The sequence below is a fragment of the Vibrio zhugei genome (assembly GCF_003716875.1).
Lineage (GTDB): Bacteria > Pseudomonadota > Gammaproteobacteria > Enterobacterales > Vibrionaceae > Vibrio > Vibrio zhugei.
This window is the reverse complement of the sequence record NZ_CP033078.1, coordinates 1,067,778-1,080,827: the sequence shown is the minus strand read 5'-3', so window position 1 is coordinate 1,080,827 and position 13,050 is coordinate 1,067,778. Positions and strand designations below refer to the sequence as shown.

At 44.9% G+C, this 13,050-nt stretch carries 13 protein-coding genes and 1 other RNA gene; 6 read left to right on the top strand and 8 right to left on the bottom strand.

Annotated elements, in window-relative coordinates; translation table 11 throughout:
* Positions 1–29: 29 nt before the first annotated feature.
* Positions 30–977 (bottom strand): IS30 family transposase, encoded by a 948-nt coding sequence (locus EAE30_RS10350; RefSeq protein ID WP_123014473.1) that lies wholly within the window; start codon positions 975–977, stop codon positions 30–32.
* Between EAE30_RS10350 and EAE30_RS10345 the strand changes: the two genes are divergently transcribed.
* The 3 genes from EAE30_RS10345 (at position 976) to EAE30_RS10335 (ending at position 3,534) form a co-directional block, all read left to right on the top strand.
* Positions 976–1,479 carry a tripartite tricarboxylate transporter substrate-binding protein gene (locus EAE30_RS10345; protein WP_123015839.1) on the top strand — a complete coding sequence of 168 codons (504 nt, stop codon included), beginning with the start codon at positions 976–978 and terminating at the stop codon, positions 1,477–1,479. The genes EAE30_RS10350 and EAE30_RS10345 overlap by 2 nt on opposite strands.
* Positions 1,480–1,573: 94 nt before the next feature.
* The gene (locus EAE30_RS10340) at positions 1,574–2,011 is read left to right on the top strand and encodes a tripartite tricarboxylate transporter TctB family protein (RefSeq protein ID WP_164711825.1); all 438 of its coding nucleotides are present in this window, start codon (positions 1,574–1,576) and stop codon (positions 2,009–2,011) included.
* An 11-nt stretch (positions 2,012–2,022) separates the two neighbouring features.
* Positions 2,023–3,534, top strand: a complete 1,512-nt coding sequence (locus EAE30_RS10335) for a tripartite tricarboxylate transporter permease (protein ID WP_123015837.1) — start codon at positions 2,023–2,025, stop codon at positions 3,532–3,534.
* Between the two features lie 55 nt (positions 3,535–3,589).
* Here EAE30_RS10335 and EAE30_RS10330 read toward each other — a convergent pair whose 3' ends face one another.
* The 6 genes from EAE30_RS10330 to EAE30_RS10305 form a co-directional block, all read right to left on the bottom strand.
* Positions 3,590–5,056 carry a DASS family sodium-coupled anion symporter gene (locus EAE30_RS10330; protein ID WP_123015836.1) on the bottom strand — a complete coding sequence of 489 codons (1,467 nt, stop codon included), beginning with the start codon at positions 5,054–5,056 and terminating at the stop codon, positions 3,590–3,592.
* A 386-nt stretch (positions 5,057–5,442) separates the two neighbouring features.
* Positions 5,443–5,539, bottom strand: an RNA gene (gene ffs / locus EAE30_RS10325) — signal recognition particle sRNA small type.
* Positions 5,540–5,712: 173 nt separating this feature from the next.
* Complete coding sequence (locus EAE30_RS10320; protein ID WP_123015835.1) at positions 5,713–7,386, bottom strand: transporter substrate-binding domain-containing diguanylate cyclase; 1,674 nt, start codon at positions 7,384–7,386, stop codon at positions 5,713–5,715.
* A gap of 56 nt (positions 7,387–7,442) precedes the next feature.
* Complete coding sequence (locus tag EAE30_RS10315) at positions 7,443–9,056, bottom strand: IS1634 family transposase (RefSeq protein ID WP_123014954.1); 1,614 nt, start codon at positions 9,054–9,056, stop codon at positions 7,443–7,445.
* Between the two features lie 92 nt (positions 9,057–9,148).
* Positions 9,149–9,427, bottom strand: coding sequence for a hypothetical protein (locus EAE30_RS10310; RefSeq protein WP_123015834.1), 279 nt, complete (start codon positions 9,425–9,427; stop codon positions 9,149–9,151).
* 105 nt (positions 9,428–9,532) lie between these two features.
* Positions 9,533–10,288, bottom strand: a complete 756-nt coding sequence (locus tag EAE30_RS10305; protein WP_123015833.1) for a VP0952 family biofilm-associated protein — start codon at positions 10,286–10,288, stop codon at positions 9,533–9,535.
* A gap of 62 nt (positions 10,289–10,350) precedes the next feature.
* Between EAE30_RS10305 and EAE30_RS10300 the strand changes: the two genes are divergently transcribed.
* Together EAE30_RS10300 and tesB are read left to right on the top strand one after the other, a co-directional pair.
* On the top strand, positions 10,351–10,704 hold the full coding sequence (locus tag EAE30_RS10300) for an MGMT family protein (RefSeq protein WP_123017330.1): 354 nt from the start codon (positions 10,351–10,353) through the stop codon (positions 10,702–10,704).
* Positions 10,705–10,821: 117 nt separating this feature from the next.
* Positions 10,822–11,682 carry an acyl-CoA thioesterase II gene (tesB, locus tag EAE30_RS10295; RefSeq protein WP_123015832.1) on the top strand — a complete coding sequence of 287 codons (861 nt, stop codon included), beginning with the start codon at positions 10,822–10,824 and terminating at the stop codon, positions 11,680–11,682.
* A 90-nt stretch (positions 11,683–11,772) separates the two neighbouring features.
* Here the strand turns inward: tesB and EAE30_RS10290 are convergent, their stop codons facing one another.
* A complete protein-coding gene (locus EAE30_RS10290; RefSeq protein WP_123015831.1) occupies positions 11,773–12,234 on the bottom strand; it encodes an Lrp/AsnC family transcriptional regulator in 462 nt (153 codons plus the stop codon).
* Positions 12,235–12,497: 263 nt separating this feature from the next.
* On the opposite strand from EAE30_RS10290, the gene EAE30_RS10285 reads away from it, so the two are divergent.
* On the top strand, positions 12,498–13,025 hold the full coding sequence (locus EAE30_RS10285) for a copper resistance protein NlpE (protein ID WP_164711824.1): 528 nt from the start codon (positions 12,498–12,500) through the stop codon (positions 13,023–13,025).
* Positions 13,026–13,050 lie beyond the last annotated feature (25 nt).

The following is a 13,050-nucleotide window of genomic DNA, read 5'->3' as shown; positions in this document are numbered from 1 at the left end:
TCAACTGCGAAGTGCGACACTCTCCAATATCAAGAAGCTAAAGCCATCTCCTCAAATATAATGGCTGCCTGCTTGAAGCCTAAACACTTTCTCGGACGGTAATTTATCCGCGATAAAGCGAACTCTATATCGATGTCCGTCACTGTCGTTAGATCGGTTCCTTTCTTCACATATTGCCTTAAAAGACCGTTCGCATTCTCATTAGCACCACGCTCCCAAGAACTGTACGGATGAGCAAAGTACACATCAGCCTTTAATTCTTTTGCGATGGTTTCATGACCTGCAAACTCTCGCCCGTTATCTGCCGTAATGGTATGGACATGTTTCTTATAGGGCTTCAGTAGCTCTATTGTCGCTTTGGTGACATCATCCGCTGACTTAGATGGCACTTTCTTTACCATGTAAAATCGAGTCTTACGCTCTAAAATAGTCACCATTGCACCTGTACCATGCTTACCTAGCACAGTGTCGATTTCCCAGTCACCAAACCGCTCCTTACTGTCAACGATGCTTGGTCTATCATCAATCGAAACGGCATTTTTTATCGCTGGAGCTTTCTCTTGTTTACCTCGGCGATACCGCTTATGACCTTGTCTCAAGTGACGATATAACTTACCGCCCAAGCGTTTATCTTGAGCAACAAAGCGATAGATCCACTCATGACTGACAGATGCACCAATTTTCGTTAATACATTAGAAATCTGCTCTGGACTCCAATCTGTTTCTAAAAGAAGGCGGATAAAATCGACACGTTCCTTTGGTATTCGGTATTTACGTGCTGTTTTGCGCTTTTTGGTAGACGACATCTGGGCTTCGTTAGGGCAATAATGCTCTCCCTTCCGACCGCGTTTAAGCTCACGGTATACCGTCGAGCGGTGGCACTGAACTGTTTTAGCTATTTCAGGAACCGAAATTCCCCGTTCCAAAAGAGCAGAAATCTGGTATCTTCTGCCTTCGGTCAACTGTTGATAATTCATGGTAGTACTGCTTGTTTCTTTGGCGAGAAGAGCGTACCACTTTCAGCAGTTGGCTTCCTCTTCTACATATTTCCATGAATGTCGCACTTATTATCTGAAATCGGGAGCATTAATGGAGCTCGTTTCTGGAGGTATTGATTTCACCACTTCTTCTCCGGGAGAAGCAAAAAGTATGGTGGATGCAGGAATGGTCAAAAACCTCGCGACCATGGCGAAAACCAACACAGGACTTTATAAAGACATTCCGGTCTTCCAACAAGCCACTCAATATAAATACACTTTTTCCACGTGGAATGCGTTAGTTGCACCAACAGGGATTTCGCCAGACATACAAAATAAACTGATTAAAGCCATGAAAGCAGTATTTGCAGAATGCAAGCTTCAGCAGTTTGCGACCAAGCAAGGCTTTGAGGTATACCCACTGTATGGCGATAAGCTAGCCGCGTTCATGAAAAATGAAGATGAAAAGTACGGAAAATTGATCAATAAGCTCAAAAAATAAAGTGGTGGGTGGAGCACTTAACTCCGCCCCTTCCCCCAATACTATTGTGATGCCTTGTCACATAGATTCATTCTGTGGAACTTGTAGGTACTTTATGCGTTCATTACCCCTTTCCCAATTCCTGATAGCCGTATTTGCCTTATTAACGCTGGTCACAAGCGTCAGTCAATATGGCGGCATCAGTGAATATGGCGCTGGATTTATGCCCACAATACTGAGTGCATTATTACTTGCATTTACAGTGTTGGATGGCGTGATCCATCTTCGCCAACAACCGCAAAAACACACATTCAGTGCCAAGGAGATACAGGCTTTAATATTAGTCATCGTATCGATCGGACTGTTCACCTATCTCATTTCTTATTTGGGCTTTTTAATCTGTGCATCCGTACTGTTATTTGCATTGATGAGCCTACGTAATCCTAAAAAACTCATCATGAATGCCACATTCGCGCTCGTCGCTTCCGGTATCATTTATTACGTCTTTGGTCATCTGCTCATGGTAGCGTTACCAGATGGCATCTGGGTATAGGAGTTTGCAATATGTCAGTATTAGTCGACGCTTTTCAATATATCAACCTTAGTGCCATTCTTGCCGTTATCGCAGCCGGACTGTTTGGATTAGTGGTCGGGTCTATTCCCGGATTGACTGCTACGATGGCCATCGCACTGATGGTTCCATTCACCTTTTTCATGGATCCTATCCCAGCATTAGCCCTGATGATCTCCATCGGCGCATCGTCAATTTATGCTGGTGATATTCCAGGGGCTTTACTTAGAATTCCTGGCACACCAGCCTCAGCCGCTTATGTGGCAGACTCTCACGAATTGGTCAAACAAGGAAAATTGAACCGAGTATTAGGTATCGGGCTGACCAGCTCTGTGATTGGTGGTCTCTTTGGTGCCATTATCTTAATGCTAGCTGCCCCGATGTTGGCAAAATTTGCTTTAAAATTCAGCTCTTATGAATATACGTGGTTATCTTTACTCGGGTTAACTTGTGCGACACTCGTCGTTGGTAATCAGCCGTTAAAGGGCATAGTGACACTGTGTTTTGGTTTACTTCTCTCTTGTGTCGGCTACGACCAAATGACAGGCGTACCAAGATTTACCTTTGGTGAAGTCAGCATGTTACAAGGCATCAGTTTTATTCCTGCCATGATCGGCTTGTTTGCCATTTCCGGAGCCATCGAATATTACGCTGGGAAAATAAACACACACAAGCAAGACGTGATTCCAACCCAGTCTAGCTTCAACCTGTTTAAAGGTGTTCCTCGTACAATGTGGCGCTACAAATTGAACATCTGCCGTAGCAGTATTCTAGGAACCCTAATCGGTGCGCTACCGGGCGCCGGGGCGGATATCGCCGCATGGATATCTTACGCACTCTCTCGCAAATTTTCCAAAACGCCGGAACGCTATGGTAAGGGATCAGAAGAAGCGATTGTCGACGCCTCATCCAGTAACAATGCAAGCTTGGCTGGCAGTTGGATTCCATCTTTGGTCTTCGGTATACCGGGCGATTCCGCGGCCGCCATTATTATCGGTGTGCTCTACATGAAAGATATGAACCCAGGCCCCACGCTATTCTTATTTCAACCCGATAAGCTCTATGCCGTGTTCATTTTGTTCTTTATCGCCAACTTAGCGCTTATTCCATTGGCATTATTAGTGGTTAACTTTATTAAGCGGGTCATCTTTATCGATAAAGCCATTCTTTATCCGATTATTATTATTTTTAGTAGCGTCGGATCGTTTGCTATAAACAACTCACTCTCATCAATTGTTGTGATGTTAGGCATGGGTGTTATGGGCTACCTGTTACAGCGTGCTCAATATCCTATTTCACCGATCATTCTCGGCATGATTTTGGGGCCGATGCTAGAAAAAAACTTACTGTCATCGATGATAAAATCCAATGGCCACCTCCTCCCATTTGTTGAAAGACCTGTGTCTATGGTGCTCGCGGCCTTTTTTGCGTTGGTTGTCGTATTACAGGTTTTATCAATAATTAAATCACTGTCTCCCCAAAAACAATCCCCCTCTTTAAAATGATATTAAGCGCCCTCTTCAGGGCGCTTAATTGTCTGTGTTAACCGTGTGTATTGCTCTACCAATATCCAAGGGCTTTCCACCATAAGCCCCCGACAATTCCCCAAACTGAGAGATTGACCAAACTCATAATAAAGCCCATGACCCACCAGTTTTCCATGGATACGTACCCAGAGCCAAAAATAATCGGCGAGGTTCCTGTCGCATAGTGAGTGAGAGACATCATCAAAGAAGACGCCCCCGCTAGCAATAAACCAAGATACAAAGGCGGCGCGCCGAGTAATAACCCTGCGGAGTAAAAGGCAGCAAACATCGCGGTAATATGTGCGGTAGTACTGGCAAAAAAGTAATGCACATAAAAATACACCACTACGAGAATCAGCGCTGATACCTCCCAACCAAACCCCAATTGAGCAATACTGCCTTGGACCACGTTCGAGAACCAGCCCACAAGCCCCAGTTTATTCAGAAATGTCGCCATCATCACCAATGCTGAAAACCACACAACCGTATCCCAAGCGGATTTTTCTTTAAGCACGTCGTCCCAATTCAACACGCCAGTCACTAAAAGCACGCTCAATCCTAAGAAGGCCACAGCCGTAGTATTTACCACAAAGTCAGGACCCAATAGCATTGCAGGCACGCCGGCCCACAGTATGAGTAACAGCGCAAAGACAAACACCATGACTTTTTCGCCGTATGATAAGGCGCCCATTTCATTAAGCTTATTTTGAGCAAACACAGTGGCATCTGGCGTACTTTTTACTTCAGGTGGGTATATGGCATACACCACCAATGGCACTAACGCTATACACACTAACCCTGGAAGTAGCGCGGCAAGTGCCCAAGTGCCCCAAGTAATACTAATGTCTGCGCCAGTGGCATCGGCGATCAGTTTCACGATTAACGGGTTAGGCGCCGTCGCGGTAATAAACATCGCGGAAGTGATAGGATTAATATGGTAATTCACCAACGCAAGGTAATGACCTATTTTACGCGAGGTGCCTTCCTCTGGAGATGAGCCAAAACTCGTGGCAATAGATTTCATGATTGGGTGCATAATCCCCCCGCCACGAGCCGTATTACTGGGAGTGACCGGAGCAATAATCAATTCAGAAATGGCCAGCGCATAACCCACGCCAATGGATTTTTTACCGAACAAAGAAATAAAATAATAGCCAATGCGATTACCCAAGCCGGTTTTCGCCAAACCGCGCGAGATCATAATCGCAATACCAATTAACCAAATGAGTGAGTTGGAAAAGCCGCTTAACGCATCTTTAATCGCTCCCGATGGAGAGTCATTCGTGACCCCTGTTAAGGCCACTAATGTGATGGCTAATACCGCGATGGCACCGATTGGCATCACCTTGCCGATGATCGCCACAATGGTACCCACAAACAAAGCGAGTAAATGCCACGCATTACTACTCACACCATCCGGAACCGGAATCACAAACCAAATAGCGAGTGTCACGACGACAGCTACGACCCCAGGGAAAACATTGATCCCCCCCACCTTCATAAGCGCTCCTTGTGTGCTTAATATGAATAATATTAATAATTTATAAAAATATAATAACGAAACATGGTCATAATCGGGGTGACTTGAATCAGAGAAATCAGGATCACTGACAACCGAGTTCGCAATAACCAATGACAAAATACGTCAGGCGGGTGTTTATAGATGCATATTAAGTCTAGCGCTACAAGAAAAGCCTAAACCAACTTCATTTAAATAAAGCGGGGGCTTCAACATTGTCTGTGAGAAAATAACAAGAGGGTGTGGCTGATGGATCTGACACTTGAGTTCAAGCCAATCGGTTGATACCACGACGAGGACTCTATGGCTTTCGAATGTTGAGACTGGATGACTTGGTGATTTTAAAATAGAAAGGGCTAGATGGGTGGAAGCCCCAGCCACATCCCGGCACACACGTCGTTCGCTGTGGCTGCTTCCTTCCGGACCTGACCAGATTCACGAATTAGTGTTGCGGGAGGACCAGGGCCTCCATAGATTACTTCAACAATGTTGCGTCGCTGAAGATTGATGAGGATTATCAAGCATTCCCTTAGCTATTGCAACCCCCTACTCTCATTGATTATCACTTTCGTCGGCTAAGCGCTGAGTATTTAAACAAACCGTTGATTTTATCACCGTCAGCGCGGAATGCGTGCGTATCAGCGCATCTTGCGCTGTTGATTCATGAGCTTTAATACCTCATACAAAGCCATATCACGCTCCCGATGTGTGGAGGTGGTAATATCCAACGAGTAAGTGACATTGACGCCACGCTTTAGGTCGATGTACACCAAGCCTTTCATCTTTTCAAATCGAGCACTCACCGATTCATCAGCGCGCCTTCCAACACAAATAAACGAGGTCGAGTTGAGCCGGTACACTTTGCCACGCCATTGCCTTTTCACGTGTTTCGCCAGTTCTTTTAACGCCTTATCACCAATCTCAATGCCATACTTTTGGTTAATCGCTTTCATGTTACCAATATACACCTTCGCAAAGCATAGCCGAGCGGGTACACCATTCTTAAAGCGGTGAAACAAAGAACGACGGCCGTATAAGCCGGTTAAGGTATCGGTCATTGCAGACCAGCGAATGTACAAGAAAAAGGCAATAAGTATGATAATGATAATGCCAGTCATGATCTTGATACGCTGCTGATAGTGATTACGAATCACAAAGATGGAGCGCCAGCCAGGCTGAATATCGTATTGACGCACGATTTCATTAGTATCAATAATATTAAGGGCATCCGAAAATAAATTCGCGAGAACGGCGCCCTTTGGTGTTTTCGGAAAACCAAACGCGATATCATTTTGATAGATACTACCAATCACTTTATCAATAGTGAGTGGCATCATCTTTGGGGTCTGCCCTAACGCATAACTGTAATTAATCTTATTCATTACGATATAATCGACTTCATGACGTAATAATCCGTTGATCATATCCTTCTGTGAATCAAATTCTATCAATGTTTTATTGGGTAATTTTTCATGGAGTAATTCTTGGAAAAAATCATCCTTAATGACCCCAATTCTCTCCGCCACTAATTGAGAAATATCTTGATACGCCCCATCTTTATAGCCAAAGCGTTTAATCATATACGCATGAGGATGGTAGTAACTCTCGCTAAAATACACCGATTTTTTACGTCGTTCCGACACGACAATAGGGCCGATAATATCAATGTTATCGGACATGACATCGCTAAACATGTTGGACCATGTTTCATCTTTATTGCTGATAATTTCGCAAGGTAATAATAATGCGTCGCACACCTTGCTTAGGATATCGGCACTCATCCCTGACACTTGTCCGGTGGAATGATAGATGACATAACGAGGCTGGCTTTCTAGCTTGACCTTCAACTTATGTTGCGGGTTAAAACCACTACTAATGACACGGCGCCGTAAGGCTTGTCGCCGTAACTGAAACTCATAGCGCTTGACCGCATCACGCAATTGACGTTGCATATCATCGGTCAAGGCAAAGGCTTCGATTTTGTTTAGAATCGCTTGGTTGCGCCCTTTACCTGTAATAATAGAGCCGGGAGCAATCAACAATTGGTGGTTTAAAGACGTGGCATGGAGTCCATCATTTAATAGCGGTTTGAGTTTACTGAAGACATCAATCACCGCGTCCACTTTGCCTTGCGCAAGGAGTTGGCGCGCACCCGATATACCTTCATAACTACGAAGCTCAATATTCGGATAATGATGTTTTATTTTATCGATAAATGCCGCATTTTCTGGAACGCCAACCACTTGTATATCTTCAAGGTGAGCCTGACTGTGCGGACTAAATAAATACGTGGGTTCGACATTGATCGGCACAGAAAAATCGAATTGCTTTGCCCGTTCAGCACTATAACCGAGATTCCGCAGCCAATTTAGGAATAAACTGCTTCATACAGTACACCAAGAAGCTTAAGCAGCCGAGTCTGATGCTCTTGAACACCCGTTATGAAGCTTTGGCCGCCAAATTCGAGTGTGTCGATACCTTCGAATTTTAAGAATACCCAACGTGCCGTCGGTTTAGTTGTCGTCTTGTTCTTTACCATGCTAGGAAAGAATTCCTCGGTCTTAGTGAGACTCTCTCGGATTTTGTGCTCTAAGCTCGCGTAAACGAGTAGGCTCAGCGTCATGATCATCAGTAGTGCCTCGATTCGCTGAGGTTTCTTCAGGAAAATTGATGATGTTAAGAACTCAGGGCTTTTCAAAAAGCGAAAGCCGCGCTCGACCTTTTGCTGAGACTTGTAATGTTCAAGCAATGCAGCCATTGTTAGGTCGGTGTTGTCAGTATCGTTGGTGGCGAGAATAAACATACCTACTTTAAGCTTGGCCAGTTTCACCTTTTCTAGATCGGTATAAGGCGTAGCATCTATCAAATAGTGGTATCCCGTTGGCTTTTCATCTTTCTTCGGCCGACCACGACCTGAATAAATTGGCTCTTTAACGATGGTTGATTGCGCGAAGCCAAGCAAATGACACTGGCTGGCGAAGTCGCTCATTGCTTGCTCGGCATCCACTGCGCAAGCAAACTGCTTTTTCTTTAGTTGTCCCAGCGCTTTCAGCTCTTTGGTGATATTTTTGTCTAAGTTCTTATAAAACGTTACCTGTTCTCGCTTGGTTGCTTGTTCACTATGAATCAACAGCCACTTCTGAGATACCGAGCCATAATCAGCGTCAACCCAACAACCCGAGTAGCCATTGCCGATATGGCTCAGCTGCTCGGGCTCAAGGTTCATTAAGGCCTCTTTGGCTGATTTAATGGTCATTGGAACACGCGTAATAAACTTCTGTTGTTGCTCATCCAGTGAACGAATGCTCTCTTCGGTGTACAAAGCGGCATCGGCGATGAAGTAGCGACTGTTTTGAGCTGCCTTCAGGCAATGAATATGCCGTTTAGTGACCTCTGAGAATGCCTTAGCATCGTTGGTGTTGCCACTAAGCGCTTGCATGTAAACAGGCAGGCCAGCTTGGTTTTCGCAAATCAACTCAAGGACCACTTGATTTAGCTCTGGACGGTGGTCTCGGCTGTAGCCTTTTACCAGCTTGATGGCATTAAGATCTTCGTCCTGGGCGTATTCACCATCGACATGGAAGCTAGTGATATCAAGGTGGACAGAGTCTGTTTTAAGTCCTAGCTTATCAACGACATGCTCTGCTATCGCTTGATAAAGTGCGGAGACATCTGCTTCATATAAAGCATCTAACGTGCGTCCGAGTACATCGTCCGTTAAATGGTGAGCTTCAATATCTTTAGCAAGCAACTTGGCAACAGGCTTCGTCTCGAAGAAGTCAGAAAACATATGCAGCGTTCTGCTGTGAAAGCCAAGACCATTGAGAATCATCGCCAAGACCGCATCGCCATGTGAAACGTTGTGATCCGAGTACTTGGGAATGATGCGATCAATAATACCAGGTAAACCGATTTCATGGCAGAAAGCAGCGATCAGCCCTAAGTGATCTAGGCGTTTAATGACAGGTTGAGCAGCAGACATAATAAAGTGACCGTTAAATAACAGTAATAGATCAAAACTGGGGATCGCGGTCAAGAGGTCTGTCGCACTAACATTTGTAAACGATCACTGGATCACATTGTTTTAATTCTGAAATTGGCTGCGGAATGACGGCTATAAGTAATATTGACGGCAAAATCACTTTCGCCTGTTTTTACCGACTGTAGTATCGCTTTATGACTGGGTAACCGATTAAATCGAACATCAAAATGATATTCATGAGCAAAAGCATCAAATAATACTCTTGCGATAAAATCATCTTCTTCTGTTGCAACAGAGTAGGTTTGGGCGTGTACTTGGGATGTAAACAAAAGCACGATCAACCAATCCCAAAGGATTAGTTTATTATACATTGACGTTGTTAAATATATTTATGTTTTTGTGCCGCCCATTGTATCCGAAATTATTACATATTCCTAAATTTTATATCATTTATAGTCGGGTATCACGTTTCGGTCTTACGGATCCCATTGCTGCTCATCTTCATTGCTTCGCAAAATATAGTCGGTCATCCATGCGGTAACCAGTAAGCAGATCCAGACCACAAACACGGCGTTTGGCATTTCCAGATCCGGCGAAAGAACAAAGGCAATAAAACCAACGGAAGGCAACGTCCAGCACAGTAAGGAATGCCAGCAAAATTCCTCTTCATCCATCGCGACGTGCATCGTTTCTAACGATGCCATAATGCCCACAAAGGTAAGCGATAACAACGCGGCATACTCTAGGCCGGATAAATACATTGGAACAACCCATAGCAATGTCCACCAGTGATGATTTTTTTGAGGCTTCCAGCTTTTTGCCGCCCACCACATCAATATCACAGCGATAACTTGGATGAAAGTTAACCAAGGTGTGCCACCGAGCTTACCTGCCGATTGCGTCACCATCACCCCCGCTTCCAGCGCTAATACGATTAAGCCACAACAGGTGATTACCGCTAAATTACTGCGCGAGGAAAAGGCCACCATTAACATGGGAAATAAAATCCAAACACTGATTGAAATATAGGCGGGCTGCTCAGACAATGTCGCACCATAGGCGGCCATTGATAACAGCAGTATCATGCCAGAGGCTCCTCTACGAGGTAGGATCCACAAAGCAGGAATGATCATCGCAATCAGTGGGATCTCTTGCTGACTGAGCCCCATTGTTCTTGCACACACAATGGCTAAAATGATGGTCATTAAAAATTGTAATATCGAAAATATCATGACTAAAATCCTCTCAACCGTTCCGTGGCAATGACATTTAAGGACATGACTCTATGAATAGTATGGATCAGTTTCGGGCACAGATCTTCCTCGTCATCGCAAGAATCCCCCAAAGTAGTATTGCAACTTATGGCGACATCGCCCGTATGGCAGGCTATCCGGGCTACGCTCGCCATGTCGGAACCGCACTAAAAAAATTACCACAAGGGTCTCAATTGCCTTGGCATCGCGTGATAAATAGTCAAGGGCAGATATCGCTTAAAGGCGCTGATTTGGTTCGGCAACGCGAGCAATTACTCGCAGAAGGCATTGAGGTGACAGAAGCGGGTCGCGTCTCTCTGGCGAGATATCGTTGGGACCCTACCCTAAGCGCAGAGTCATACTCGTTCCCAAACAACAGCGATATCATTGACTAACGCACACAGACTGGTCGCTTTGGCTCTTTATCATTCGTTTAAAATCCCTACCTCTTGCGTCTTTGGCGCAATGTGACGTAATGTTGAAGTATTAAAGGTAACAAGGAACCAATATTCATGAGCCAAGCATTGACGGAATTACTCAACTTACTTCAGTTGGAGCCTCAGGACGATGGGCTGTATTTAGGGCATAGCCAAAATTTAGGGCTGCCACAAGTGTATGGTGGGCAAGTAATAGGACAAGCGTTATCCGCCGCGCGCTATACGGTAGAAGCGGATCGTAATGTCCATTCATTCCACAGCTACTTCTTATACCCAGGTGATCCAGAGCAGCCGATCTATTACGATGTTGAAGTTCTCCGAGATGGCCGCAGTTTTAGTACGCGCCGCGTCAAAGCGATGCAAGGCGGTCGTCCCATCTTCTACCTTACGGCGTCTTATCAAGAAGCCGCTGACGGGTTTGAACATCAATGCACCATGCCAGCAATCCCAGGGCCAGACGAGTTTGTCTCAGAACGCCAGATCGCGGCGCAGGTCGCTCACCTACTTCCAGAACCTTTAAAAACGACCTTTTGTGGTGACCGACCGATCGAAGTGCGCCCTGTGAATGTCGTCAATCCACTGCAACCGGAAAAAACGGATCCAATTCAGTATTTATGGATACGCGCCAATGGGGAGCTACCTGACAATCAGTTGCTGCACCAATACTTGTTAGGTTACGCCTCGGATTGGGGATTTTTGGTCACCGCCTTACATCCGCATGGTGTTTCACTGTTAACGCCAAAACTGCAAGTCGCCACCATCGATCACTCGATTTGGTATCACCGTCCCGTGAAAATGGACGAATGGTTACTGTTTGCCATCGAGAGTCCCATCGCGTCAAGTGGGCGTGGCTTGGTACAAGGAAAAATCTATTCGCGAGATGGTCGCTTAGTCGCAACAGCTGTGCAGGAAGGCGTGATTCGTTATAAACAGTAAAAACAGATTGGCGCCTTCCCTCTCTAGGATATGCTTGTGGAAAAGGAAAGCGCCAGCCAATATTCCTTATCGGAGACGAACCCCAACCCACTAAATCAAAGGCAACTTGGTGGTGTACTTCAATGATTCCATCGCAAACGTTGACGTCACATTATTGATGCCCGCCACACGATTGACGAGCTTTTTATAAAACTCATCAAAATGACGCATGTCGCGCGCAACCACTTTCATCATATAGTCGTACTCACCAGCCATACGATAAAACTCCATCACTTCTGGAAACTCTTGCACTGATTGAACAAATTGCTCATACCACTCATGGGAGTGGTCGTTGGTTTGTACCATGACAAAAGCCACAAAAGACAAACCTAATTTATCAGCATCCAATAAGGCAACACGATGCGCGATCACACCTGATTGTTCCAGCTTCTTTAATCGCTTCCAACAGGGTGTGGTAGTCAGGTTAACCATGTCAGCTAAGGTGGTTAATGAAACATTGCTGTCTTCCTGCAGTTTTTCCAGCAAGATTCGGTCGATATGATCTAATTCCATCAGCGTTCTCTATACAGCGATATCCTATGGTGAGAACAACCTTAGCAAATAATGAACAACTTGGTGAGTCTTGTTTTATTTCTATAACGCTGTGTCTTTCCTGACATTATTGAATATTCCCTGACGAACTAACCACTTATTAACACATCTATTACAAGCTGCGTGCAAAAGATAACGATGCGCTGACTCGCATTGTCAGTCCTTGCTCAATAATAACCTCACTCAATAACGAAGTCCGTTTATCTATAAAACAAAGGATGAATATGATGAAAAAGTCCATTATTGCATTAAGTGTCCTCACTGTTGTCTTAGCGGGTTGTGACGGTAACACTGATCAAGCAAAACAAGCCAATAACGATCAGCAGCAAGCAGTAAGCTCAATTCAACAAAATGCAGAACCTGCGGCTAATGGCGACATGTCATCAGACATCAGCGAACCAACCGGTTCTGCTCCATCAGAATCTGCTCCACTACCAAAAAATGGTGATCAATTAGATTGGCAAGGTACATATCAAGGTGCGTTACCCGGTGCCGACGGCAATCAAGTCAACACTGATATCACCCTAAACAAAGATCAGTCATTTGTCATGAAGCAAACTGTTGATGGCAAAGAAGTCACTACGAAAGGTAACTTTACTTGGAATGACGATTCATCGAAATTGAGCCTCGACAGCGGCAAAGGTAAGCCAATGGAATTCGGTATAGAAAAAGGTGCCATTTTCAAATTGGATGCAGTTGGCAACCGCGTACAAGGTGAAATGGCTGACCAGTATGAGTTAGAGAAAAAGTAACTCATTTTCGATAAAGGTTTCTCAT

Bases quoted from the DNA above. Each gene is read 5' to 3' on its own strand.
- EAE30_RS10300 (WP_123017330.1), top strand. From the start codon at position 10,351: ATGGATCAGTTTCGGGCACAGATCTTCCTCGTCATCGCAAGAATCCCC.
- EAE30_RS10315 (WP_123014954.1), bottom strand. From the start codon at position 9,056: ATGTCTGCTGCTCAACCTGTCATTAAACGCCTAGATCACTTAGGGCTG.
- EAE30_RS10340 (WP_164711825.1), top strand. From the start codon at position 1,574: ATGCGTTCATTACCCCTTTCCCAATTCCTGATAGCCGTATTTGCCTTA.
- tesB (WP_123015832.1), top strand. From the start codon at position 10,822: ATGAGCCAAGCATTGACGGAATTACTCAACTTACTTCAGTTGGAGCCT.
- EAE30_RS10345 (WP_123015839.1), top strand. From the start codon at position 976: ATGGTAGTACTGCTTGTTTCTTTGGCGAGAAGAGCGTACCACTTTCAG.
- EAE30_RS10330 (WP_123015836.1), bottom strand. From the start codon at position 5,056: ATGAAGGTGGGGGGGATCAATGTTTTCCCTGGGGTCGTAGCTGTCGTC.
- EAE30_RS10290 (WP_123015831.1), bottom strand. From the start codon at position 12,234: ATGGAATTAGATCATATCGACCGAATCTTGCTGGAAAAACTGCAGGAA.
- EAE30_RS10305 (WP_123015833.1), bottom strand. From the start codon at position 10,288: ATGATATTTTCGATATTACAATTTTTAATGACCATCATTTTAGCCATT.
- EAE30_RS10335 (WP_123015837.1), top strand. From the start codon at position 2,023: ATGTCAGTATTAGTCGACGCTTTTCAATATATCAACCTTAGTGCCATT.
- EAE30_RS10285 (WP_164711824.1), top strand. From the start codon at position 12,498: ATGATGAAAAAGTCCATTATTGCATTAAGTGTCCTCACTGTTGTCTTA.
- EAE30_RS10310 (WP_123015834.1), bottom strand. From the start codon at position 9,427: ATGTATAATAAACTAATCCTTTGGGATTGGTTGATCGTGCTTTTGTTT.
- EAE30_RS10350 (WP_123014473.1), bottom strand. From the start codon at position 977: ATGAATTATCAACAGTTGACCGAAGGCAGAAGATACCAGATTTCTGCT.